Here is a 22618-nt window from a genome sequence, read left to right on the forward strand (position 1 = left end):
CCGCGAAACGGACCGGATTTCAGACCCAACCTTCGGAGAAACTCCTATGTCGACGACCATGCGCGAAATGCTGGAAGCCGGTGTCCACTTCGGTCACCAAACCCGCTTCTGGAACCCCAAGATGTCCCCGTTCATCTTCGGACATCGCAACAAGATCCACATCATCAACCTGGAAAAGTCGCTGCCGCTGTTCCAGGACGCACAGAAGTACGCCAAGCAGCTCACGGCCAATCGCGGCACGATCCTGATGGTCGGCACCAAGCGCCAAGCCCGCGAGATCGTCGCGACCGAAGCCCGCCGCGCCGGCGTGCCTTTCGTCGACACCCGCTGGCTCGGCGGCATGCTGACCAACTTCAAGACCGTCAAGACCTCGATCAAGCGTCTGAAGGACATGAAGGCCCAGCAGGAAGCCGGCCTCGACAGCCTGAGCAAGAAGGAACAGCTGACCTTCACCCGCGAGATCGAGAAGCTCGAGCGCGACATCGGCGGCATCCAGGACATGACCGCGCTGCCCGACGCCATCTTCGTGATCGACGTGGGCTTCCACAAGATCGCCGTGGCCGAGGCCAAGAAGCTGGGTATTCCGCTGATCGGCGTGGTCGACACCAACCACTCGCCCGAAGGCATCGACTACGTGATCCCGGGCAACGACGACTCGTCCAAGGCCGTGGTGCTCTACGCGCGCGGCATCGCCGACGCCATCATCGAAGGCCGCAACAGCGCCACGAACGATGTCGTCAAGGCCATCGCCGAGAGCGAGAGCGACGAATTCGTCGAAGTCGAAGAGAACGCTTCGGCCTGATCGCGCTTTCGCGAGCCTTGAAGAAGGGGCTGTCGGCCCCTTTTTTTGATCTGATTTTTTGAGTTACGGAGAAATGACAATGGCTGCAATCACAGCAAGCATGGTGGGCGAACTGCGCGCGAAGACCGACGCTCCCATGATGGAATGCAAGAAGGCCCTGACCGAGGCCGACGGCAACATGGAAAAGGCCGAAGAGCTGCTGCGCATCAAGCTGGGCAACAAGGCCGGCAAAGCCTCGGGCCGCATCACCGCCGAAGGCGTGGTCACCGCCTTCGTCGACGGCGATGCCGGTGCCATGGTCGAGATCAACTGCGAAACCGACTTCGTCACCAAGAACGACAGCTTCCTGGCCCTGGCCAACGCGTCGGCCGCCCTGGTGGCCAAGCACGATCCGGCCGACTTGGCGGCACTGGGCGCCCTGCCGTACGAGCAGGACGGCTTCGGCCCCACGCTCGAGGACGTGCGCAAGGGCCTGATCGGCAAGATCGGCGAGAACATGAGCTTTCGTCGCTTCAAGCGCTTCTCGGGCAACGGCAAGCTGGCGTCGTACCTGCACGGCACCCGCATCGGCGTGGTGGTCGAATTCGAAGGCGACGACACGGCGGCCAAGGACGTGGCGATGCACATCGCGGCCATGAAGCCGGTGTCGATCTCCAGCGCCGACGTGCCGGCCGAGCTGATCGAGAAGGAACGCGCCGTGGCGGCGGGCAAGGCGGAGGAGGATCGCAAGACCGCCGAAGCCGCCGGCAAGCCCACGCAGCCGGCCGACATCGTCGCCAAGCGCATCGAAGGCGGTGTGCAGAAGTACCTCAAGGAGGTCTCGCTGCACAACCAACCCTTCGTGAAGAACGACAAGCAGACCGTCGAGCAGATGCTCAAGGCGTCGAACTCGTCGATCAAGGCCTTCACGCTGTACGTCGTCGGCGAAGGCATCGAGAAGAAGGTCGACGACTTCGCGGCCGAAGTCGCCGCCCAGGTCGCCGCCGCCAAGGCCGCCGCCTGACATCCGGCCCGTCCACGACCGCATGCCGAAGCTTCGGCGTGCGGTCGCTGTGACATGGTTTTACACTTGTCTCCGATCTTCACCCAAAGGAAACTCCACATGCCCGAAGCCAGTCCCGCCCACAAGCGCATCCTCTTGAAGCTGTCGGGGGAGGCGCTGATGGGAGACGACGCGTTCGGCATCAACCGCGCCACCATCGTCCGCATGGTGGGCGAGGTCGGCGAGGTGGTGAACATGGGGGTGCAGGTGGCCGTCGTGATCGGCGGCGGCAACATCTTCCGCGGTGTGGCCGGCGGATCGGTCGGCATGGACCGGGCGACCGCCGACTACATGGGCATGCTGGCCACCGTCATGAACGCATTGGCACTGGCCGATGCCATGAACAAGCAGGGCCTCATCGCGCGCGTGATGTCGGCCATCGCCATCGACCAGGTGGTCGAGCCCTACGTGCGGCCCAAGGCGCTGCAGTACCTCGAGGAAGGCAAGGTCGTCATCTTCGCCGCCGGCACCGGCAATCCGTTCTTCACGACCGACACGGCCGCTGCGCTGCGCGGTGCCGAGATCGGCGCGGAGCTCGTCCTGAAGGCGACCAAGGTCGACGGCGTCTACACCGCCGATCCCAAGAAGGATCCCCATGCGACGCGCTACACGTCGCTCACGTTCGACGAGGCGATCGCCCGCAATCTCGGCATCATGGACGCCACGGCCTTCGCGCTGTGCCGTGACCAGAACCTGCCGATCAAGGTGTTCTCGATCTTCAAGAACGGTGCGCTCAAGCGCGTCGTGCGGGGCGAGGACGAAGGCACGCTCGTGCATGCCTGAGGAGTAGAAAGAACATGACCATCGCAGACATCAAGAGCGCGACCGACGCGAAGATGAACCAGTCGCTCGCCGCGTTCCAGAGCAACCTGACCAAGATCCGCACGGGCCGTGCCAACTCGGCGCTGCTCGATTCGATCCACGTCGACTACTACGGCTCCTCGGTGCCGCTCGGCCAAGTGGCCAACGTGTCGGTGCTCGATTCGCGCACCATCAGCGTCCAGCCCTGGGAGAAGGGTATGGGCGCCAAGATCGAGAAGGCCATCCGCGAGAGCGATCTCGGCCTCAACCCGGCGTCGATGGGCGACCTGATCCGCGTGCCGTTGCCGGCCATGAGCGAGGAGCGCCGCCGCGAGATGACCAAGCTGGTCCGCAACGAAGGCGAGTCCGCCAAGATCGCCACGCGCAACCTGCGTCGCGATGCGAACGAATCGGTCAAGAAGCTGGTGAAGGACAAGCTGGCCTCCGAAGACGATCAGAAGCGCGCCGAGGCCGACATCCAGAAAGTGACCGACCGGCACATCGCCGAGATCGATCGTTTGGTCACGGCCAAGGAAGCCGAGATCATGGCGGTCTGATGAACACATCGCCGGCGGTTCCTCATCACATCGCCGTCGTCATGGACGGCAATGGCCGCTGGGCGACCCGGCGCTTCCTGCCGCGCGTGGCCGGTCACAAGCAGGGCGTGGAATCGCTGCGCCGCTGCGTCAAGGCCTGCAGCGATCGCGGCGTCAAGGTGCTCACCGTGTTCGCCTTCTCGTCGGAGAACTGGAATCGCCCGGTCGACGAGGTGTCTGGCCTCATGGACCTGATGGTCGGTGCCCTGGCCCGCGAGGTGCCCCGGCTGTCCGCCGATGGCGTGCAGCTGCATTTCATCGGCGAGAAGGGCGGCCTGTCGGACAAGCTGACCGCCGGCCTGCGTCAGGCGGAAGCCGCCACGGCGCACAACCAGCGTCTGGTGCTCAACGTCTGCTTCAACTACGGCGGACGCTGGGACATCGCACGTGCGGCGGCGACGCTGGTCGAACGCGGCGAGCCCTTGACCGAGCACAACCTCGACCGCGCCATGGCGCTCGCGCACGTGAGCGACCCCGATCTCTTCATCCGCACCGGCGGCGAGCAGCGCCTGTCGAACTTCCTGCTCTGGCAGAGCGCCTATGCCGAGCTCTTCTTCAGCGACCGGCTCTGGCCGGAGTTCGATGAAGCCGCGCTCGACGAAGCCATCGCCGCCTTCCAGCGCCGCGAGCGCCGATTCGGCAAGACCTCGGCCCAGGTCAAGACCCCGACGCCCCGCGACCGGCGTACCGCCTGATGCTCAAGCAGCGAATCATCACCGCCCTCGTTTTGCTGGCCATCCTGCTGCCGGCGTTGTTCTATGCAACACCCGTGCCGTTCACGGTGGTGATGCTGGTGCTGATCGGCGCCGCCGCCTGGGAGTGGGGGCGGCTCAACGGCTACGGTCCGCGCATGTCGGTGTTCCTGGGCATCGAGATGGTGCTGCTCTGCACCTTTTCCTGGTGGGCCGGACTGATCGAGCAGCGGCTGTCGGGCGTGTGGATCGTGGCCAGCGCGGCCTGGGTCCTGGGCGGCGCGGCCCTGCTGCGCGGTGCCGTGCCCGGCTGGCCGAAGATTCCGCGGCCGGTCCGTCTGGTCGGCGGATTGCTGGCGCTCTGGGTGGCCTGGCTGGCCGCCGTCCAGGCGCGCACCTGGGGCGTCAACTTCCTGCTGTCGATCTTCCTTCTGGTGTGGGTGGCCGACGTGTTCGCCTATTTCGCCGGCCGTGCCTTCGGCCTCAAGTTCACGCGCGGCAAGCTCGCGCCGTCGATCAGCCCGGGCAAGAGCTGGGAGGGCGTCTGGGGCGGGATGATCGGCGTGGTGCTGCTGGCCTTCGCCTGGGTCTGGGCCGATGCGTCCGCGCAGGCGACGGTCGCCAGCCTCTACACCCGGCTGGCCTCGGTGGGCTGGTGGTTGCTGATCCTCGGCGTGCTGGCCATGGCGGCCATGAGCGTCGTCGGCGATCTGGTCGAGTCCCTGGTCAAGCGCAGCGCCGGTGCCAAGGACAGCAGCAACCTGCTGCCCGGCCACGGTGGCGTCCTCGACCGCGTCGACGCGCTCCTTCCCACCTTGCCCATCGCGATGATGCTGGCGTCCCTGGCCGCGGCGACGTGAGCGCCAGCGGAACGGTGGAGGCGAAGCAGCGCGTCACGGTGCTGGGGTCGACCGGTTCGGTCGGCGCCAACACGCTCGACGTCATCGCCCGGCATCCCGAATCCTTCGAAGTCTTCGCGTTGTCGGCCTCGACCCGGGTCGACGAGATGCTGACCCAGTGCGCCCGGTTCCGGCCGCGCTTCGCCGTCATGGCGAGCGCGCCGCATGCCGCGATCCTGGCGGAGAAGCTGGCGCGCAACGGCCTGCCCACGCGTGTGCTCGCCGAGCCCGAAGCGCTCGAGACCATCGCGTCGCACGAGGACGTCGATGCCGTGATGGCCGCCATCGTCGGCGCGGCCGGACTCGCACCCTGCCTGGCGGCGGCGCGCGCCGGCAAGCGGCTCCTGCTGGCCAACAAGGAAGCGCTGGTGGTCGGCGGCGAACTCTTCATGGAGACGGTGCGTGCCGGCGGTGCGACCTTGCTGCCCATCGACAGCGAGCATTCGGCCATCTTCCAGTCGCTTCCGGAGGACGCCCGGACCTGGGCCGGATGCATCGACAAGCTCATCCTGACGGCGTCCGGCGGACCGTTCCGCACGCGCGCTCCCGGCTCGCTCGGCGACGTCACGCCCGAGCAGGCCTGCGCCCACCCGAACTGGGTCATGGGCCGGAAGATCTCGGTCGACTCGGCCACCATGATGAACAAGGCGCTCGAGGTGATCGAGGCCCGGCACCTGTTCGGCGTCGCGCCCGACCGGATCGAGGTCGTCATCCATCCTCAGAGCGTCATTCATTCGATGGTGCAGTTCACCGATGCCTCCGTCATGGCGCAACTGGGCACGCCCGACATGCGCGTGCCGATCGCCGTCGGACTCGCCTGGCCGCGACGCATCGAGAGCGGCGCGACGCGCCTGGATTTCCGCGCCATGTCGGCCCTGACGTTCGAGACCCCCGACGCCGCGCTGTTCCCCGGGCTGGCACTGGCCTGGCAGGCGCTTGCCGCGACGCCGGGCACGACGGCCGTGCTGAATGCCGCCAACGAGATCGCCGTCGAGGCCTTTCTCGACCGGCGCCTGCGCTTCGATCGCATCCACGCGGTCAACCTGGAAACTTTGGCGGCCCTGTCGCCTTCCAAGCCATCGTCGCTCGACGATCTGCTGGCGATCGATGCCAGGGCCCGCGAAGCGGCTCGCGCCGCGGTCGGGCGCTCGGGAATCTGAGTCCTTCGCCGACGGGCAGGGTTCCAGCCAGCTTCGTTCCGGGTTCCTGTCGAGAATCCCCTGCCTGTTCCTTCACTCGAGGATCTCCCATGCTCACCGTCATCGCCTTCCTCGTCGCACTCGGTCTCCTGATCGCGGTCCATGAATACGGTCACTATCGGGTGGCGGTGGCCTGCGGCGTCAAGGTGCTGCGGTTCTCGGTCGGTTTCGGCAAGACGCTGTTCCGCTGGAAGCCGAGGAACCAGCGGCCCGGGCAGGACACGGAATTCGTCATCGGCGCCTTCCCGTTGGGCGGCTACGTGAAGATGCTCGACGAACGCGAGGCGCCCGTGGCGTCCGGTGAACGCCATCTCGCCTTCAACACGCAGCCGCTGCGCTCGCGCGTGGCCATCGTGGCGGCGGGTCCGATCGCCAACCTCCTGCTGGCGGCGGCGCTCTACACGCTGGTGAACTGGATCGGCGTGCAGGAGCCGGTGGCCGCGCTGGCGCGCCCGGTGGCGGCCTCGCTGGCCGAACAGGCGGGACTGCGCGGCGGCGAACGGATCGTTCGTGCGGGCTTCGACGGTGTGCTGACGCCGGTCGATTCGTTCGAGGACCTGCGCTGGCGCATGACGCGCGGCGCGCTGGACGGACGCGACCTCACGCTCGAGATCGCCGACGGTGGTCGCCAGATCGTCCTGCCGCTCAGTCGCATCGAGACCAGGGACGCCGATGCGCAGATGTTCCGCAAGATCGGTGTGCTGGCGCCGCTCACGCGCCCGGAGATCGGTGAGCTCGTCGCCGGCGGTACGGGCGAGCGCGCCGGCCTGCGCCAGGGCGACGTGGTGCGTGCCATCGGCGCGGTGCCGGTCATCGACGGCCAGCAATTGCGCGAACTCATCCGGTCGTCGATCGACGGCTCGACGCCACGCATGCAGACCTGGCGCATCGAGCGCGACGGCCGGGCCCTGGACATCGACGTGACGCCGGAAGCCAAGGAGGAGGGCGCGACGATGGTGGGCCGCATCGGTGCCTACGTCGGCTCGCCGCCCGAGATGGTCACGGTGCGGCAGGGGCCGATCGAAGGATTGCGCAAGGGCATCGTCCGCACCTGGGAGGTGTCGGCACTGACGGTGCGCATGATGGCGAAGATGGTGATCGGCGAAGCGTCGCTCAAGAACCTGAGTGGACCGCTCACCATCGCCGACTACGCCGGCAAGTCCGCCAGTCTCGGACTGACCCAATACCTCATCTTTCTGGCACTCATCAGCGTGAGTCTGGGAGTGCTCAACCTGATGCCGCTGCCGGTCCTCGATGGCGGACACCTGATGTATTATCTTTGGGAGGGCCTGACGGGAAAGAGCGTCTCCGATGCGTGGATGGAACGGTTTCAGCGTGGCGGCGTGGCGTTGCTGCTCGTGATGATGTCGATCGCACTGTTCAACGACGTCAATCGGCTTTTTGGTTAATCACTGCCGGCATCTCTCATCCGCCGGCATTCTGCAAATCTCATGAACACAAGAATCAGTCGCTTCCGCCTGCGAAGCGTCGCAGCCGCGATCGCCGCCACCCTGGCCGCCACGGCGGCGTGGGCCGTGGAGCCCTTCACGGTGCGCGACATCCGCGTGGAGGGCCTGCAGCGGGTGGAGCCCGGCACCATCTTCGCCTCGCTGCCCCTGCGCGTGGGCGACACCTACAGCGACGAGACGGGCTCCGCGGCGATCCGCGCGCTGTTCGAGCTGGGTCTGTTCAAGGACGTGCGCCTGGACGTGAACAACGGCGTGCTGGTGGTCATCGTCGAGGAGCGCCCGACGGTGGCCGACGTGGACTTCGTGGGCACCAAGGAGTTCGACAAGACGGCGCTGCAGAAGTCGCTGCGCGAGGTGGGTCTGGCCGACGGGCGGCCCTACGACAAGGCGCTGACCGACCGCGCCGAGCAGGAGCTCAAGCGCCAGTACGTGAGCAAGAGCCTGTACAACGCCCAGGTCGTGACCACCGTCACGCCCATCGAGCGCAACCGCGTGAACCTGACCTTCACGGTCACCGAGGGCGAGCCCGCGCGCATCCGCGAGGTCCACATCGTGGGGGCCAAGGCCTTCGGCGAATCCACGCTGCTGAACCTGTTCGACCAGGACGCGGGCGGCTGGATGAGCTGGTACACCAAGTCCAACCAGTACTCGCGCGCCAAGCTCAACGCCGACCTGGAGACCCTGCGGTCGTACTACCTCTCGCGCGGCTACCTGGAGTTCCGCATCGACTCGACCCAGGTGGCGCTGTCGCCCGACCGGGAGGACCTGGCGGTGACGGTGAACATCACCGAGGGGGAGAAGTTCACGGTCGCGGGGGTGAAGCTCGACGGCAACTACCTCGGTCGCGACGACGAGTTCAAGTCGCTGGTGACCATCCGCGCGGGGCAGCCCTACAACGGCGAGCAGGTGGCCGAGACGACCAAGGCGTTCACGGACTACTTCGGCACCTTCGGCTACGCCTTCGCGCGGGTGGAGGCACGCCCGGAGATCGACCGGACGACCAACCGCGTGACGCTCGCGCTGGTGGCCGAGCCGGCGCGCCGGGTGTACGTGCGGCGCCTGAGCGTGGGGGGCAACAACAAGACGCGCGACGAGGTGGTGCGGCGGGAGTTCCGCCAGTACGAGGCCTCGTGGTACGACGGCGACAAGATCAAGCTCTCGCGCGACCGGGTGGACCGCCTGGGCTTCTTCACGGAGGTCAGCGTCGATACCCAGGAGGTGCCGGGCTCGCCCGACCAGGTCGACCTCACGGTCAACGTGGTGGAGAAGCCCACCGGCTCATTGCAGCTGGGCGCCGGTTTCTCCAGTTCCGAGAAGGTCTCGCTGACCTTCGGCATCTCGCAGGAGAACGTCTTCGGCTCCGGCAACTTCCTAGGCCTGCAGGTCAACACCAGCAAGTACTACAAGACGATCTCGCTGACCGCGACGGATCCTTATTTCACTAAGGACGGCATCTCGCGGACCTTCAGTCTCTTCCACCAGACGTCCCGGCCCTACTACACGCAGGACGGCGACTACTCGCTGGTCAGCGAAGGCGGCTCGATCAAGTTCGGCGTGCCGTTCAGCGAGGTCGACACCGTCTTCTTCGGTGCCGGTCTGGAACGCTTCACCTTCAAGCCGGGCACCATCGTGGCCACCGCCACGCCTCAGGCCTACCGCGACTATTTCGGCTGCCAACTCAATGCCGCCGGCGTCATCAATTCCTGCACCGACGACAGCAAATGGGGCTTGCCGTTGACGATCGGCTGGGCCCGCGACGATCGGGACAGCGCCCTGGTACCGACCAACGGCCGGTTGCAGCGCGGCAATCTCGAGTGGGGTGTCGGCGGCGATCTGAAGTACGTCAAGAGCAGCTACCAATACCAGCAGTACTTCCCGCTGACGAAACAGTACACCTTGGCTTTCAACGGCGAGATCGGCTACGGCAAGGCACTGCAGGATCAGGTCTATCCGATCTTCAAGAACTTCTATGCCGGCGGCCTCGGTTCCATCCGCGGCTTCGAGCAGAACTCGCTCGGTCCGCGCGACACGGTGACGCGTGCCGCTTTGGGCGGCACGAAGAAGGCCATCTTCAATGCCGAATTGAGCACGCCGTTCCCCGGTGCGGGCAACGACCGCACCTTGCGCCTCTACGGCTTCTTCGACGTCGGCAATGTGTTTACCGATCGCACGTCGCAGACGGACGCCCAATGGGCGGCACAGAAGAAGATTCGCGCTTCGCTCGGTCTGGGCATCAGCTGGATTTCGCCACTCGGACCGTTGCGTCTGGCCTTTGCGCGGCCCATCCGCTCACAGAAGGAAGACGACCTTTCCGACCCGGCCAATCCGATCTACAAAGATAGAATTCAGAGCTTCCAATTCCAGATCGGAACATCGTTCTAATGATTCATTCGCTCCGTGCCGCCAGTACGGTTCTGCTGTTTCCGCTGGCTGTCTTGGCCATGGTGCCTGCCGTTGCGCAGGCCCAGGAAACGTTCCGCATCGGCTTCGTCAATCCCGATCGCGTCCTGCGCGAAGCCCAGCCGGCCAAATTGGCGCAAGCCAAGTTGGAGTCCGAGTTTCTCAAGCGCGAGCGAGATGTCGCCAGCCAGGGCGAGGCACTCAAGACGGCTTCGGAAAAGTTCGAACGCGAAGCACCGACATTGTCGGAGAGCCAGCGTGCCACGCGCCAGCGGGCCTTGGTCGATCAGGACCGTGAATTCCAGCGCAAGCGGCGCGAGTTCCAGGAAGACCTGAATGCCCGCAAGAACGAGGAATTGCAGCAGGTCTACGACCGCGCGAATCGCGTGGTCAAGCAGGTGGCCGAGGCCGAGAAGTACGACGCCATCCTGCAGGAAGCGATCTACATCAACCCCAAGCATGACATCACCGAGAAGGTGATCAAGGCCCTCAACAACTCCGTGCCTGCCACTGCTGCCGCTTCCGGCAGCAAGTAGCGCTCGGAACACGCCAGCGGATCGCCGAGTGGCCTTGCAACTGGGCGCCATCGTCGATGCCTTGGGCGGCGAACTGCATGGGGACGCGACGCTGACGGTGCAGCGGCTCTCGTCGCTGCAGAATGCCTCCGCCGATGCGCTCGCGTTCCTGAGCCATCCCAAGTACCGCAAGGATCTCGCAACTTCCCGAGCGGGCTGCGTGATCGTGTCTCCCGCCGTGCAGGAAGAGGCGACCGTGCGCGGTGCCTGCATCGTCACGCCAGATCCCTATCTCTACTTCGCACGCCTGACGCAATTCTGGAAGGCGCAGCATGCGCGTCCGGATGCCGTTCGCGTCCACCCGAGCGCGGTCATCGATCCTGACGCGACGGTCGATGGAACCGCGCGCATCGGTGCCTTCTGCGTCGTCGAACGCGGTGCGCGCATCGGTGCCGGCACCGTCCTGAAGTCGCGCGTGACCGTGGGCGAGGATTGCGTCGTCGGAGATCGGTGCCTGCTGCATCCGGGTGTCGTGATCGGCGCCGACGGCTTCGGCTTCGCGCCGTACCAAGGGGGCTGGGTCAAGATCGAGCAACTGGGCGCCGTGCGCATCGGCAACGACGTGGAGATCGGCGCCAACACCTGCATCGACCGCGGTGCGCTGGAAGACACGGTCATCGAGGACGGCGTGAAACTCGACAATCTCATCCAGATCGGCCACAACGTCCGTGTCGGCAGGCACACCGCCATGGCGGGTTGCGTCGGTGTCGCGGGCAGTGCGGTGATCGGCGCGCATTGCACCGTGGGCGGTGGTGCCATCGTCCTGGGCCATCTGACATTGGCCGATGGCGTGCACATCTCGGCCGCCACGGTGGTGACGCGATCGATCCACCAGCCGGGTCAGTACACGGGCATGTTTCCCATCGACGACAATGCGACCTGGGAAAGAAACGCTGCCACGCTCAAGCAATTGCATCGTCTTCGCGATCGTCTCAAGGCGCTCGAGAAACAAGGCGATGCACGATAGAAGAACATCATGACGACGACGCTCGACATCCACCAGATCCTCAAACTCCTCCCGCACCGCTATCCCTTCCTTCTGGTGGACCGCGTGCTCGACATGGAAAAGGGCAAGCGCATCACGGCACTCAAGAACGTGACTATGAACGAGCCGTTCTTCAACGGCCATTTCCCGCATCGCCCGGTCATGCCCGGCGTGCTCATGCTGGAAGCCATGGCGCAGGCCGCGGCGCTGCTGTCCTTCCATTCGCTGGACATCGTGCCCGACGACAACACGGTCTACTACTTCGCCGCCATCGACGGCGCCCGCTTCAAGCGGCCCGTGGAGCCGGGCGATCAGTTGACGCTCGAGGTCGAGATCGACCGCATGAAGGCCGGCATCTCCAAGTTCACCGGACGCGCCCGTGTGGGCAGCGAACTGGCCTGCGAAGCGACGCTGATGTGCGCCATGCGCCAACTGAGCTGACCCCGCGCCGTCCATGACCCAGGTTCATTCGACGGCCATCGTCGATCCGCTGGCGCAACTCGACGCATCGGTGAGCGTCGGTCCGTACGCGGTGATCGGTCCGCACGTGAGAGTGGGCGCGGGCACCACGATCGGCGCGCATTGCGTCATCGAGGGCCGTACGACCATCGGACGCGACAACCGGATCTTCCAGTTCTCGTCGCTCGGCGCCGTCCCGCAGGACAAGAAGTACGCCGGCGAGCCGACCGAACTCCTCATCGGCGACCGCAACACCATCCGCGAGTTCTGCACCTTCAACCTCGGGGTGCCCGGGGCCGGCGGCGTGACGCGCGTGGGCAGCGACAACTGGATCATGGCGTACACCCACATCGCGCACGACTGCCGGGTGGGCGACCACACCACGCTCGCCAACAACACGACCCTCGCGGGCCACGTCGAGCTCGGCGACTGGGTGCTCATCGGCGGGCTGACGGGCATCCACCAGTTCGTGAAGGTCGGCGCGCACGCCATGGTCGGTTTCGCCAGCGCCGTGACGCAAGACGTGCCGCCGTTCATGCTGGTCGACGGCAATCCGCTGGCCGTGCGCGGTTTCCACCAGGAAGGTCTGCGCCGGCGCGACTTCTCGGCCCCGCGCATCGCGGCCATCAAGCAGATGCACCGGCTGCTCTACCGGCAGGGCCGCAAGCTCGAGGACGCGCGTTCGGCGATCGACGCCCTGGCCACCGAGATGCCGGAAGCCGCCGACGACGTCGCCCTGATGAGCGATTTCCTGTCCCGCAGCACGCGCGGCATCGCGCGCTGACACCGGGATGTCGGAAGATGCACAGAAGCGCTTCGCGCTGGTTGCCGGCGAACCCTCGGGCGACCTGCTCGCGGGGCTGCTGCTCGACGGCATCCGGGCGCGTTGGCCGGACGTCCAGGCCCAGGGCATCGGCGGCCCCCAGATGCTGCGGCGCGGGTTCGAGAGCTGGTGGCCGCAGGAGAAGCTGGCGGTGCGCGGCTACATCGAGGTGCTGCGCCACTATGCCGAGATCGCCGGCATCCGGCGGCAGTTGAAAGCCCGTCTGCTGCGCGAGTGGCCCGATCTCTTCATCGGCGTCGACGCACCCGACTTCAATCTCGATCTGGAGAGCGCGCTGCGCGGCCGCGGCATGAAGACGGTGCATTTCGTCTGTCCGTCGATCTGGGCCTGGCGCGCGGACCGCATCGAGAAGATCCGTTCCGCCGCCGATCACGTGCTGTGCATCTTCCCCTTCGAGCCGGCGTTGCTGGAGGAGCAGGGCGTGGAGGCCACCTACGTCGGCCATCCGCTCGCCAACGTGATTCCCATGGTGCCGGACCGGCGCGCCGCGCGCGCCGCGCTCGGACTGCCGGACGATGCGCCCGTGGTGGCGCTGCTGCCGGGCAGCCGCCGCTCGGAAGTCCGCGCGCTCGCGGCCCGGTTCTTCGCCACGGCGGCGCTCATGGTCCAGCGGATGCCGAATTTGCGTTTCGTGACGCCGGTGATCCCGAGCCTGCGCGAGGAGGTCGAGGCGTTGCTGCGCGCGAGCGGTGTCGCCGACCGGGTCCAACTGGTCGACGGCCGCTCGCACGAAGTGCTGGCCGCTTGCGACGTCACGCTGATCGCCAGCGGCACCGCGACGCTGGAGGCGGCGCTCTTCAAGCGGCCGATGGTGATCGCCTACAACATGAACCGCGTCTCCTGGCACCTGATGCACCGCCAGCAACTGCAGCCGTGGGTCGGACTGCCCAACATCCTCTGCCGCGACTTCGTCGTGCCCGAACTGCTGCAGGAAGCCGCCACGCCCGAGGCGCTCGCCCAGGCCACGCTGCGCTGGCTGCAGGCCCCCGACGAGGTCGACGCCCTGCAGCGGCGCTTCACCGCGCTGCACGCCGAGCTGCAGCGCGACACCCCGACCCTCTGCGCCGATGCGATCGACCAGGTTCTTGCACGCTGAACAGGTCCCGCTGGCCTGGGACACGCCGGGCCTGCTGGCGGGCGTCGACGAGGCCGGGCGCGGGCCTTTGGCCGGGCCGGTCGTGGCCGCGGCGGTGATCCTCGACGAGCGTCGTCCGATCCCCGGTCTGGCCGATTCCAAGACCCTGACCGCGCTGCAGCGCGAGCGCCTGAGCGAGCAGATCCTGGCCCGCGCGCTGTGCTGCTCCGTGGCCCAGGCGACGGTCGAGGAGATCGACACCCACAACATCCTGCAGGCCACGATGATCGCCATGCGCCGCGCGGTCGAGGGATTGCGCCTGAAGCCGGCCAAGGTGCTGGTCGACGGCAACCGCCTGCCGCGGCTCGACGTGCTGGCCGAGGCCATCGTACGTGGCGATGCGCGCGTGCGCGCGATCTCGGCCGCCTCGATCCTCGCCAAGGTGCATCGCGATCGGCTGTGCCAGGACCTGCACCAGGAATTCCCGCATTACGGCTTCGCCGGTCACAAGGGCTATGGCACGAAGGCGCACCTCGACGCGCTGCTGCGCCACGGCGCCTGCGTCCATCACCGGCGCTCGTTCAGTCCCGTCGCGGCGGCGCTGGCGCGTGGACCGATGGCCTCGACGATGGAAGGCGCACGATGAACACGGTGGAGCCGACCCATGTCAGCTCGCGCGACAACCCGCTGCTCAAGGACCTGCGCCGGCTGGCGCAGGACGGCGGTGCCTACCGCAAGCTGGGGCGCGTCTGGCTGGAGGGCGACCACCTCTGCCGCGCGGCGCGCGAGCGCGGCGTGCGGCCGGCCGTCGCCGTGTTCTCCGAGACCTTCTGGGCGCGTTCGCGCTTCGACTGGGCCGATGCGTCGGACCGGCTGGTGGTCGTCGCCGACGACCTGCTCGCCGGCGTCAGCGGCCTGGAGTCGCCCGCGCCGATGGGCTTCGTCATGGATCTGCCGACACGGCCGACGCTACGGGCCGACGCGGCGACGGTGGTGCTCGACCGCCTGCAGGACGCCGGCAACGTCGGCTCCATCCTGCGCAGCGCGGGGGCCTTCGGCTTCGCGCAGGTGGTGGCGCTCAAGGGCACGGCGGCACTGTGGTCGCCCAAGGTGCTGCGCGCCGGCATGGGCGCGCACTTCGGCCTGCGGCTGATCGAGGCGGCGTCGCCGGACGAGCTCGAGGCCCTGTCGGTGCCCCTGGTCGTCACCAGCTCGCACGGCGGCGACTTCCTGCATCGCGCGGCGCTGCCCTGGCCGTGCGCCTGGGTGCTGGGGCACGAGGGGCAGGGCGTCTCGCCGGCGCTCGAGGCCCGCGCGGCCCTGCGCATCCGCATCGCCCAGCCCGGGGGCGAGGAATCGCTCAACGTCGCCGCCGCCGCCGCGATCTGCCTGCACGCGAGCGGCGCGGCGCGCTGACCGGGACGGACGACCGCGACCCGAACGCCGTCTCGTCGGATCGATCGAGGCTCCGGGAATGTCCGATTGACGAATGAAGTAGTAATCGCGACGGCTACAATCGAGTGCTTTTCGCACAGCGTCGCCCGGCCGCCTTCAAAGCAAAAACCCTCGATTCAGCAGTCCGCCGGGAGCATTTCCGGAAGACTCCGGGCGACCGTAACCATCCGGAGAACCCAGTGCTTTTGTCTCTCAAGGGAGCGTTTCCTCCCGCCATCCTGGCACTCGCAGACGGCACGGTCTTTCTCGGCCAGTCGATCGGAGCCACCGGCTCCACCGTCGGTGAAGTGGTGTTCAACACCGCCATGACCGGCTACCAGGAAATCCTCACCGACCCGAGCTATTGCCAGCAGATCGTGACGCTCACGTATCCGCACATCGGCAATTACGGCGTCAACGAGGAAGACGTCGAAGCCGACAAGGTCCATGCCGCCGGCCTGATCATCAAGGACCTGCCGCTGGTCGCATCCAACTTCCGCAAGACCGCCACGCTCAGCGACTACCTGGTGCGCAACGGCACCGTGGCCATCGCCGACCTCGACACCCGCAAGCTCACGCGCCACCTGCGCGAGAAGGGCGCGCAGAACGGCGCGATCCGCGGCCTGGCCGCGGGCGAGACCGTGACGCAGGACCTGATCGACCAGACCGTCGCCGCCGCCCAGGCCGCACCGAACATGGCCGGCCTCGACCTCGCCAAGGTGGTGTCGGTCAAGCAGACCTACGAGTGGACGCAGACCGAGTGGAAGCTCGTGCACGTCGACGGCAAGCCGGGCTACGGCGTGCAGATCACGCCGCGCTTCCACGTCGTGGCCTTCGACTACGGCGTCAAGAAGAACATCCTGCGCATGCTGGCGCAGCGCGGCGCGCGCATCACCGTCGTGCCCGCGCAGACTCCCGTCGCCGACGTGCTCAAGCTCAAGCCCGACGGCATCTTCCTGGCCAACGGCCCGGGCGATCCGCAGCCGTGCGACTACGCCATCGCGGCGGCGCGCGAACTCATCGACACCGGCATCCCGGTCTTCGGCATCTGCCTGGGCCATCAGATCATGGCCCTGGCCATGGGCGCCAAGACGTACAAGATGAAGTTCGGCCATCACGGCGCGAACCATCCCGTCAAGGACCTCGACAGCGGCCGCGTCAGCATCACGAGCCAGAACCACGGCTTCGCGGTCGACGGCGAATCGCTGCCGCCCACGCTGCGCGCCACGCACGTCAGCCTGTTCGACAACACGCTCCAGGGCCTGGCCCACACCACCCAGCCGGCCTTCTGCTTCCAGGGCCACCCGGAAGCCTCGCCCGGCCCGCACGACATCGGCTATCTGTTCGACCGCTTCACGGCACTGATGGAAAAGCACAAAGCAGGAACCAAGAATGCCTAAGCGCACAGAACTCAAGAGCATCCTCATCATCGGCGCCGGCCCGATCATCATCGGCCAAGCCTGCGAATTCGACTACTCGGGCGTGCAGGCCTGCAAGGCGTTGCGCGAGGAGGGCTACCGCGTCGTCCTGATCAACAGCAACCCGGCGACGATCATGACCGACCCGGCCACGGCCGACGTCACCTACATCGAGCCGATCACCTGGCAGACGGTCGAGAAGATCATCGCCAAGGAACGCCCCGACGCGATCCTGCCGACCATGGGCGGCCAGACCGCGCTGAACTGCGCGCTCGACCTGTGGCGCAACGGCGTGCTCGACAAATACAAGGGCGCCGCCACCGGCCGGCCGGTCGAACTCATCGGCGCCACGCCCGAGGCCATCGACAAGGCCGAGGACCGGCTGAAGTTCAAGGACGCGATGACCAAGATCGGCCTGGGCTCGGCGCGCTCGGGCATCGCGCACTCCATGCAGGAGGCCTGGGCGGTGCAGAAGGTGATGGGCTTCCCGACCGTCATCCGCCCGAGCTTCACGCTCGGCGGCACCGGCGGCGGCATCGCCTACAACCCGGAGGAGTTCGAGACCATCTGCAAGCGCGGTCTGGAAGCCTCGCCGACCAACGAGCTGCTGATCGAGGAATCGCTGCTCGGCTGGAAGGAGTACGAGATGGAAGTGGTCCGCGACAAGGCGGACAACTGCATCATCGTCTGCTCGATCGAGAACCTCGACCCGATGGGCGTGCACACCGGCGACTCGATCACCGTCGCCCCGGCGCAGACGCTCTCCGACAAGGAGTACCAGATCCTGCGCAACGCCTCGCTGGCCGTGCTGCGCGAGATCGGCGTGGACACCGGCGGCTCCAACGTGCAGTTCTCCATCAACCCGAAGGACGGCCGCATGGTCGTCATCGAGATGAACCCGCGCGTCTCGCGCTCCTCGGCGCTGGCCTCCAAGGCCACCGGCTTCCCGATCGCCAAGGTCGCGGCCAAGCTGGCCGTGGGCTACACGCTCGACGAGCTGCGCAACGAGATCACCGGCGGCGCCACGCCGGCGAGCTTCGAGCCGAGCATCGACTACGTGGTCACCAAGATCCCGCGTTTCGCGTTCGAGAAGTTCCCGACCGCCGACTCGCGCCTGACGACGCAGATGAAGTCGGTGGGCGAAGTGATGGCCATGGGCCGCACTTTCCAGGAGTCGTTCCAGAAGGCCTTGCGCGGGCTGGAGGTCGGCGTCGACGGCCTCAACGAGAAGACCCAGGACCGCGAGGTGCTGGAGAAGGAACTCGGCGAGCCCGGCCCCGAGCGCATCTGGTACGTCGGCGACGCCTTCGCCATGGGCCTCTCCGTCGACGAAGTCTTCGCGCTGACCAAGATCGACCCGTGGTTCCTGGTGCAGATCGAGGAGATCGTGAAGATCGAGCTCGAGCTGGAGACCCTGTCGCTCGACGCCATCGACCGCGACACGCTGCTCGCGCTCAAGAAGAAGGGCTTCTCCGACCGCCGGCTGGCGCGTCACCTCAAGACCACCGACACCGCGATCCGCGAGAAGCGCCACGCCCTGAACGTGCGCCCGGTCTATAAGCGCGTGGACACCTGCGCGGCCGAGTTCGCCACCAACACGGCCTACATGTACTCGACCTACGAGGACGAGTGCGAAGCCGCGCCCACCGACAACAAGAAGATCATGGTGCTCGGCGGCGGTCCCAACCGCATCGGCCAGGGCATCGAGTTCGACTACTGCTGCGTGCACGCGGCGCTGGCGATGCGCGAGGACGGCTACGAGACCATCATGGTCAACTGCAATCCCGAGACCGTCTCGACCGACTACGACACCTCCGACCGCCTGTACTTCGAGCCGCTGACGCTGGAGGACGTGCTGGAGATCGTCGACAAGGAGAAGCCGATCGGCGTGATCGTGCAGTACGGCGGCCAGACGCCGCTCAAGCTCGCGCTCGACCTGGAGGCCAACGGCGTGCCGATCATCGGCACCTCGCCCGACATGATCGACGCCGCCGAGGACCGCGAGCGCTTCCAGCAGCTGCTGCACACGCTCGGCCTGCGCCAGCCGCCCAACGCGACCGCGCGCGCCGAACCCGAGGCGCTGGAGAAGGCCGCCGAACTCGGCTATCCGCTGGTCGTGCGCCCGAGCTACGTGCTCGGCGGCCGCGCCATGGAGATCGTCCACGAGCAGCGCGACCTCGAGCGCTACATGCGCGAGGCCGTCAAGGTCAGCAACGACTCGCCGGTGCTGCTCGACCGTTTCCTGAACGACGCCGTCGAGTGCGACGTCGACTGCATCCGCGACGCCGAGGGCGCGACGCTCATCGGTGGCGTGATGGAGCACATCGAGCAGGCCGGCGTGCACTCGGGCGACTCGGCGTGCTCGCTGCCGCCGTACTCGCTCTCGGCCGAGACCATCGCCGAACTCAAGCGCCAGAGCGCGGCCATGGCGCAGGCGCTGAACGTGGTCGGACTGATGAACGTCCAGTTCGCGATCCAGCAGAAGGACGGCAAGGACGTCATCTACGTGCTCGAAGTGAATCCGCGCGCCTCGCGCACGGTGCCCTACGTGAGCAAGGCCACCGGCATCCAGCTGGCCAAGGTGGCCGCGCGCTGCATGGCGGGCCAGTCGCTGGCGTCGCAAGGCATGACGAAGGAGGTCACGCCGCCGTACTTCAGCGTCAAGGAAGCGGTGTTCCCGTTCGTGAAGTTCCCCGGCGTCGACACCATCCTCGGCCCCGAGATGAAGTCCACCGGCGAGGTCATGGGCGTGGGCCGCACCTTCGGCGAGGCCTTCGTCAAGTCGCAGCTCGGCGCCGGCACCATCCTGCCGAAGTCCGGCAAGGTCTTCGTCTCGGTGAAGAACAACGACAAGCCGCGCGCGGTCGAGGTGGCCCAGGGGCTCGTGAAGCTCGGCTTCGAGCTGCTCGCGACCAAGGGCACGGCGGCGGCGTTCAACGCGGCCGGCGTCCCCTGCACGGTGGTCAACAAGGTCACCGAGGGCCGCCCGCACATCGTCGACATGATCAAGAACCAGGAAGTGGCATTGGTCATCAACACGGTGGAAGAGCGCCGCAACGCGATCGCCGACTCGCGCCAGATCCGCACCTCGGCGCTGCTGGCGCGCGTGACGACGTTCACGACCATCTTCGGCGCGGAAGCGGCCGTCGAGGGCATGCGGCACATGGACGAACTCGACGTGATCTCGGTGCAGGAGATGCACGCGCAGCTCGCGGCCCAGGCCGCCGGCTGAACACGCGGGTGACGGACGTCGGAGGCCGGGTGGAATGAGCACGGACACGCAGTCGCGATCGCAGTCGCAGATCGTCGAGCTCGACCTCGCCGACTGGAACGCGGCGCGGTCGCATCCCGACTGGATCGCCGACCTCGAAGCCGGCAAGGTGCTGTACTTCCCGCATCTGGCCTTCGGACTCGAGGCGCGGGAGCATCGCCTGCTGTCGCCCGAGGTGCTGGCACCCAAGGTGCGCAACATCAGTCTCGACGCCGAAGGCCGGCTCAAGGGCGTGGCCGGCGACGTCGACCTGCAGCGCGACGCGGCGGCGATGATCGGGCGCTTCCGCGCGCAGGCGCTGCGCTTCGTCGATGCCCTGCTGCCGCGCTACACCGACGCCTTGCGCGTGGCGCCGACGAGCTATCGGCCGATGCAGGTCGAGACGCGCGTGCAGTCCTGGCGCGCCGACGACAAGCGCCTGCACATCGACGCCTTCCCGTCGCGGCCCAACTACGGCGAGCGCATCCTGCGGGTGTTCACCAACGTCAACCCCGACGGACTGCCGCGCGCCTGGCGCGTCGGCGAGCCGTTCGAGGACGTGGCGCGGCGCTTCCTGCCGCGCGTCAAAGCCTATGCGCCGTGGCAGGCGCGCGTCCTGAAGGCATTGCACGTCACCAAGTCGTTGCGCAGCGAATACGACCACCTGATGCTGCAGCTGCACGACGCGATGAAATCCGACGCCGACTACCAGCGCAACGCGCCGCAGGAGGCCATGGCGTTTCCGGCGGGGTCGGTCTGGGTGTGCTTCTCCGACCAGACGCCGCACGCGGTCATGGCGGGCCAGTACATGCTCGAGCAGACCCTTCATCTGGCCGCGTCGAGGCAATACAATCCCGAGTCGAGTCCGCTCGCCATCCTGAGCCGGCTGACCGGACGGACCCTCGTCTGACCCGTCCTCGACGACCCGGTCCCGGCACTCAGATATCCCACACCATGCACCGCCGAACGGCAGCGTTCGGCGGTTTCGCTTTATGGAGCATCCCCCATGGCCAACACCATCCCCGTCACCAAGCGCGGCGCAGAGAAGCTGCGCGAAGAACTGCATCGCCTCAAGACCGTCGACCGCCCCTGGGTCATCAACGCCATCGCCGAAGCGCGCGCCCAGGGCGACCTGAGCGAGAACGCCGAGTACGAGGTCGCCAAGGACCGCCAGGGCTTCATCGAAGGCCGCATCCAGGAGGTCGAGGGCAAGCTGTCGGCGGCCCAGATCATCGATCCCGCCACGCTCGACGCCGGCGGCAAGATCGTCTTCGGCACCACCGTCGACCTCGAGGACGAGGACAGCGGCGACGCCGTGACCTATCAGATCGTCGGCGAGGACGAGGCCGACCTCAAGCTCGGCCGCATCAACATCTCCAGCCCGATCGCGCGCGCGCTGATCGGCAAGGAGGAGGGCGACACGGCCGAGGTGCAGGCGCCCGGCGGCGTGCGGCGCTACGAGATCGTCGCCGTCCGCTACGTCGGCTGAGCGCGCAGCGCGCCGTGGCCTCGGTGAAGGATCGCGTGGCGCTGCTGCTCGCCGCGCTCTGGTGGGGCAGCCTGACGACGATCGGCTTCCTAGTCGTGCCGATGCTGTTCGCGCGGCTGGGCAATCCGGCGGTGGCGGGCAACTTCGCCGGCCAGCTGTTCGCGGCGCAGAGCTGGATCGCGATCGGCTGCGGGCTGGTCCTGTTGATCCATTTCAGGACATTGGGCGACGGCGGCTTCGGCAAGGACGTGCTCGCGGGCCTGTTCCTGGTGCTCGCCGCGCTCCTGCTGGCGCTGCTCCAGCAATACGCCGTGGCGCCGCGCATCCTGGCGCGCGTCGACCTGAAGTTCTGGCATGCCCTGGGCAGCGGGATGTACCTCGCGCAGTGGCTGTGCACGCTCTGCCTGCTGTGGCGCATGGCGCGGCGCGCCACGCTCGTGCCTGCACCGGCCACGGAAACCGCCTGATCAGGCGGCCCAGTGGCGCGCGATCCAGCGCGCCGGTCGGATGAAGCGAAACGTCCGGTTGCGTCGCCCGGCGAGCGCGTCGGGCGGATTGCATTCGCCGTGGAACACCACGATGCGCGCGCCTTCCGGCACGAAGGGCTCGCGCCAGTAGTTCGTCGGCCAGGCCGGGATGCCGTGGTACTTGAAGCTCGGGCACCAGGCGTCGGGCCAGTAGCCCAGTCGGCCCTGGCGATGCAGGAAGTCCGACAGATAGGCCTGCTCGTTGCGGAACTCCGCCTGCACCTCGTCCATGTGGGCGCGGAAGTGCGCCAGCACGTCCGCGTGCGCTCCCAGTTCGAAGCGGTAGACCGACGAGTTGCCCGTGATGCGCTCGCGGCGCCAGGGTCGGGCGTAGTCGTGGATGATCAGGAATTCACCCGGCTGTTCGAAGAAGGCGTCGAGCGAGCCGACCACCACGACGTCGAGATCGACGAACAGCGCCGTGCCGCGCAGGCCGTGCAGATCGGCCTCGAAGGTCGTGAGCTTCTTCCAGGCCCGGTCGGGCTGGCCCGGCTGCACCTCGAGGTCGAGCGGTGGGATGGGCAGGCACTGCACCTCGTCGCGGATGCCGCGGCCGTCGTCGGTCAGGCAGACGAAGTTGAAGTCGCCGCTCAAGTGACGGCGCACCATGGCGTAGAGCCGGTTGACGTAGTCGGGGCCGTACTTGGTGCCCCATTTCATGC

22 protein-coding genes are annotated in these 22618 nt (G+C 67.1%); 21 read left to right on the forward strand and 1 reads right to left on the reverse strand.

Annotated features, from left to right (window positions below):
- Positions 1 to 46 precede the first annotated feature (46 nt).
- The 21 genes from rpsB to ABID77_RS01880 all read left to right on the forward strand — a co-directional run bounded on the left by rpsB (position 47) and on the right by ABID77_RS01880 (position 21896).
- Positions 47 to 802: a 30S ribosomal protein S2 gene (gene rpsB, locus ABID77_RS01780; protein ID WP_429589965.1), complete on the forward strand. Its 756-nt coding sequence runs from the start codon at positions 47 to 49 to the stop codon at positions 800 to 802.
- Positions 803 to 881: 79 nt separating this feature from the next.
- Positions 882 to 1805 (forward strand): translation elongation factor Ts, encoded by a 924-nt coding sequence (gene tsf, locus ABID77_RS01785; RefSeq protein WP_429589968.1) that lies wholly within the window; start codon positions 882 to 884, stop codon positions 1803 to 1805.
- A gap of 99 nt (positions 1806 to 1904) precedes the next feature.
- Positions 1905 to 2627, forward strand: coding sequence for a UMP kinase (gene pyrH, locus ABID77_RS01790; RefSeq protein WP_429589971.1), 723 nt, complete (start codon positions 1905 to 1907; stop codon positions 2625 to 2627).
- Between the two features lie 14 nt (positions 2628 to 2641).
- Complete coding sequence (frr, locus tag ABID77_RS01795) at positions 2642 to 3202, forward strand: ribosome recycling factor (protein ID WP_429589973.1); 561 nt, start codon at positions 2642 to 2644, stop codon at positions 3200 to 3202.
- On the forward strand, positions 3202 to 3936 hold the full coding sequence (gene uppS, locus ABID77_RS01800; protein ID WP_429589976.1) for a polyprenyl diphosphate synthase: 735 nt from the start codon (positions 3202 to 3204) through the stop codon (positions 3934 to 3936). The genes frr and uppS overlap by 1 nt, the downstream gene beginning before the upstream one ends.
- Complete coding sequence (locus ABID77_RS01805; protein WP_429589979.1) at positions 3936 to 4793, forward strand: phosphatidate cytidylyltransferase; 858 nt, start codon at positions 3936 to 3938, stop codon at positions 4791 to 4793. The genes uppS and ABID77_RS01805 overlap by 1 nt, the downstream gene beginning before the upstream one ends.
- Complete coding sequence (gene ispC / locus ABID77_RS01810; RefSeq protein ID WP_429589982.1) at positions 4790 to 5992, forward strand: 1-deoxy-D-xylulose-5-phosphate reductoisomerase; 1203 nt, start codon at positions 4790 to 4792, stop codon at positions 5990 to 5992. The genes ABID77_RS01805 and ispC overlap by 4 nt, the downstream gene beginning before the upstream one ends.
- A gap of 89 nt (positions 5993 to 6081) precedes the next feature.
- Positions 6082 to 7440 (forward strand): RIP metalloprotease RseP, encoded by a 1359-nt coding sequence (rseP, locus tag ABID77_RS01815; RefSeq protein WP_429589985.1) that lies wholly within the window; start codon positions 6082 to 6084, stop codon positions 7438 to 7440.
- Between the two features lie 42 nt (positions 7441 to 7482).
- Positions 7483 to 9882: an outer membrane protein assembly factor BamA gene (bamA, locus tag ABID77_RS01820; protein ID WP_429589988.1), complete on the forward strand. Its 2400-nt coding sequence runs from the start codon at positions 7483 to 7485 to the stop codon at positions 9880 to 9882.
- Positions 9882 to 10436, forward strand: coding sequence for an OmpH family outer membrane protein (locus ABID77_RS01825; RefSeq protein WP_429589991.1), 555 nt, complete (start codon positions 9882 to 9884; stop codon positions 10434 to 10436). The genes bamA and ABID77_RS01825 overlap by 1 nt, the downstream gene beginning before the upstream one ends.
- A 28-nt stretch (positions 10437 to 10464) precedes the next feature.
- On the forward strand, positions 10465 to 11442 hold the full coding sequence (gene lpxD / locus ABID77_RS01830) for a UDP-3-O-(3-hydroxymyristoyl)glucosamine N-acyltransferase (RefSeq protein ID WP_429589994.1): 978 nt from the start codon (positions 10465 to 10467) through the stop codon (positions 11440 to 11442).
- 9 nt (positions 11443 to 11451) lie between these two features.
- Positions 11452 to 11901 carry a 3-hydroxyacyl-ACP dehydratase FabZ gene (fabZ, locus tag ABID77_RS01835; protein WP_429589997.1) on the forward strand — a complete coding sequence of 150 codons (450 nt, stop codon included), beginning with the start codon at positions 11452 to 11454 and terminating at the stop codon, positions 11899 to 11901.
- Positions 11902 to 11914: 13 nt separating this feature from the next.
- Entirely contained in the window at positions 11915 to 12703 is a 789-nt protein-coding gene (gene lpxA / locus ABID77_RS01840; RefSeq protein WP_429589999.1) for an acyl-ACP--UDP-N-acetylglucosamine O-acyltransferase, read from the forward strand.
- A 7-nt stretch (positions 12704 to 12710) separates the two neighbouring features.
- A complete protein-coding gene (gene lpxB, locus ABID77_RS01845; protein ID WP_429590002.1) occupies positions 12711 to 13859 on the forward strand; it encodes a lipid-A-disaccharide synthase in 1149 nt (382 codons plus the stop codon).
- A complete protein-coding gene (rnhB, locus tag ABID77_RS01850) occupies positions 13831 to 14484 on the forward strand; it encodes a ribonuclease HII (protein WP_429590005.1) in 654 nt (217 codons plus the stop codon). Before lpxB ends, rnhB begins: the two co-directional genes overlap by 29 nt.
- The gene (locus ABID77_RS01855) at positions 14481 to 15254 is read left to right on the forward strand and encodes a TrmH family RNA methyltransferase (protein WP_429590008.1); all 774 of its coding nucleotides are present in this window, start codon (positions 14481 to 14483) and stop codon (positions 15252 to 15254) included. The genes rnhB and ABID77_RS01855 overlap by 4 nt, the downstream gene beginning before the upstream one ends.
- A 218-nt stretch (positions 15255 to 15472) precedes the next feature.
- Positions 15473 to 16672, forward strand: coding sequence for a glutamine-hydrolyzing carbamoyl-phosphate synthase small subunit (gene carA / locus ABID77_RS01860; protein ID WP_429590011.1), 1200 nt, complete (start codon positions 15473 to 15475; stop codon positions 16670 to 16672).
- Positions 16665 to 19922, forward strand: a complete 3258-nt coding sequence (gene carB, locus ABID77_RS01865) for a carbamoyl-phosphate synthase large subunit (RefSeq protein ID WP_429590014.1) — start codon at positions 16665 to 16667, stop codon at positions 19920 to 19922. The genes carA and carB overlap by 8 nt, the downstream gene beginning before the upstream one ends.
- A gap of 34 nt (positions 19923 to 19956) precedes the next feature.
- The gene (locus ABID77_RS01870) at positions 19957 to 20850 is read left to right on the forward strand and encodes a Kdo hydroxylase family protein (RefSeq protein ID WP_429590017.1); all 894 of its coding nucleotides are present in this window, start codon (positions 19957 to 19959) and stop codon (positions 20848 to 20850) included.
- A gap of 96 nt (positions 20851 to 20946) precedes the next feature.
- Complete coding sequence (gene greA, locus ABID77_RS01875; protein WP_429590020.1) at positions 20947 to 21429, forward strand: transcription elongation factor GreA; 483 nt, start codon at positions 20947 to 20949, stop codon at positions 21427 to 21429.
- Positions 21430 to 21452: 23 nt separating this feature from the next.
- Positions 21453 to 21896: a DUF4149 domain-containing protein gene (locus ABID77_RS01880; protein WP_429593236.1), complete on the forward strand. Its 444-nt coding sequence runs from the start codon at positions 21453 to 21455 to the stop codon at positions 21894 to 21896.
- Here ABID77_RS01880 and ABID77_RS01885 read toward each other — a convergent pair whose 3' ends face one another.
- The gene (locus tag ABID77_RS01885) at positions 21897 to 22616 is read right to left on the reverse strand and encodes a glycosyltransferase (RefSeq protein ID WP_429590023.1); all 720 of its coding nucleotides are present in this window, start codon (positions 22614 to 22616) and stop codon (positions 21897 to 21899) included.
- Positions 22617 to 22618 lie beyond the last annotated feature (2 nt).

This window comes from Variovorax sp. PvP013 (genome assembly GCF_050435945.1).
In the GTDB taxonomy this organism is placed as follows: domain Bacteria; phylum Pseudomonadota; class Gammaproteobacteria; order Burkholderiales; family Burkholderiaceae_C; genus Variovorax.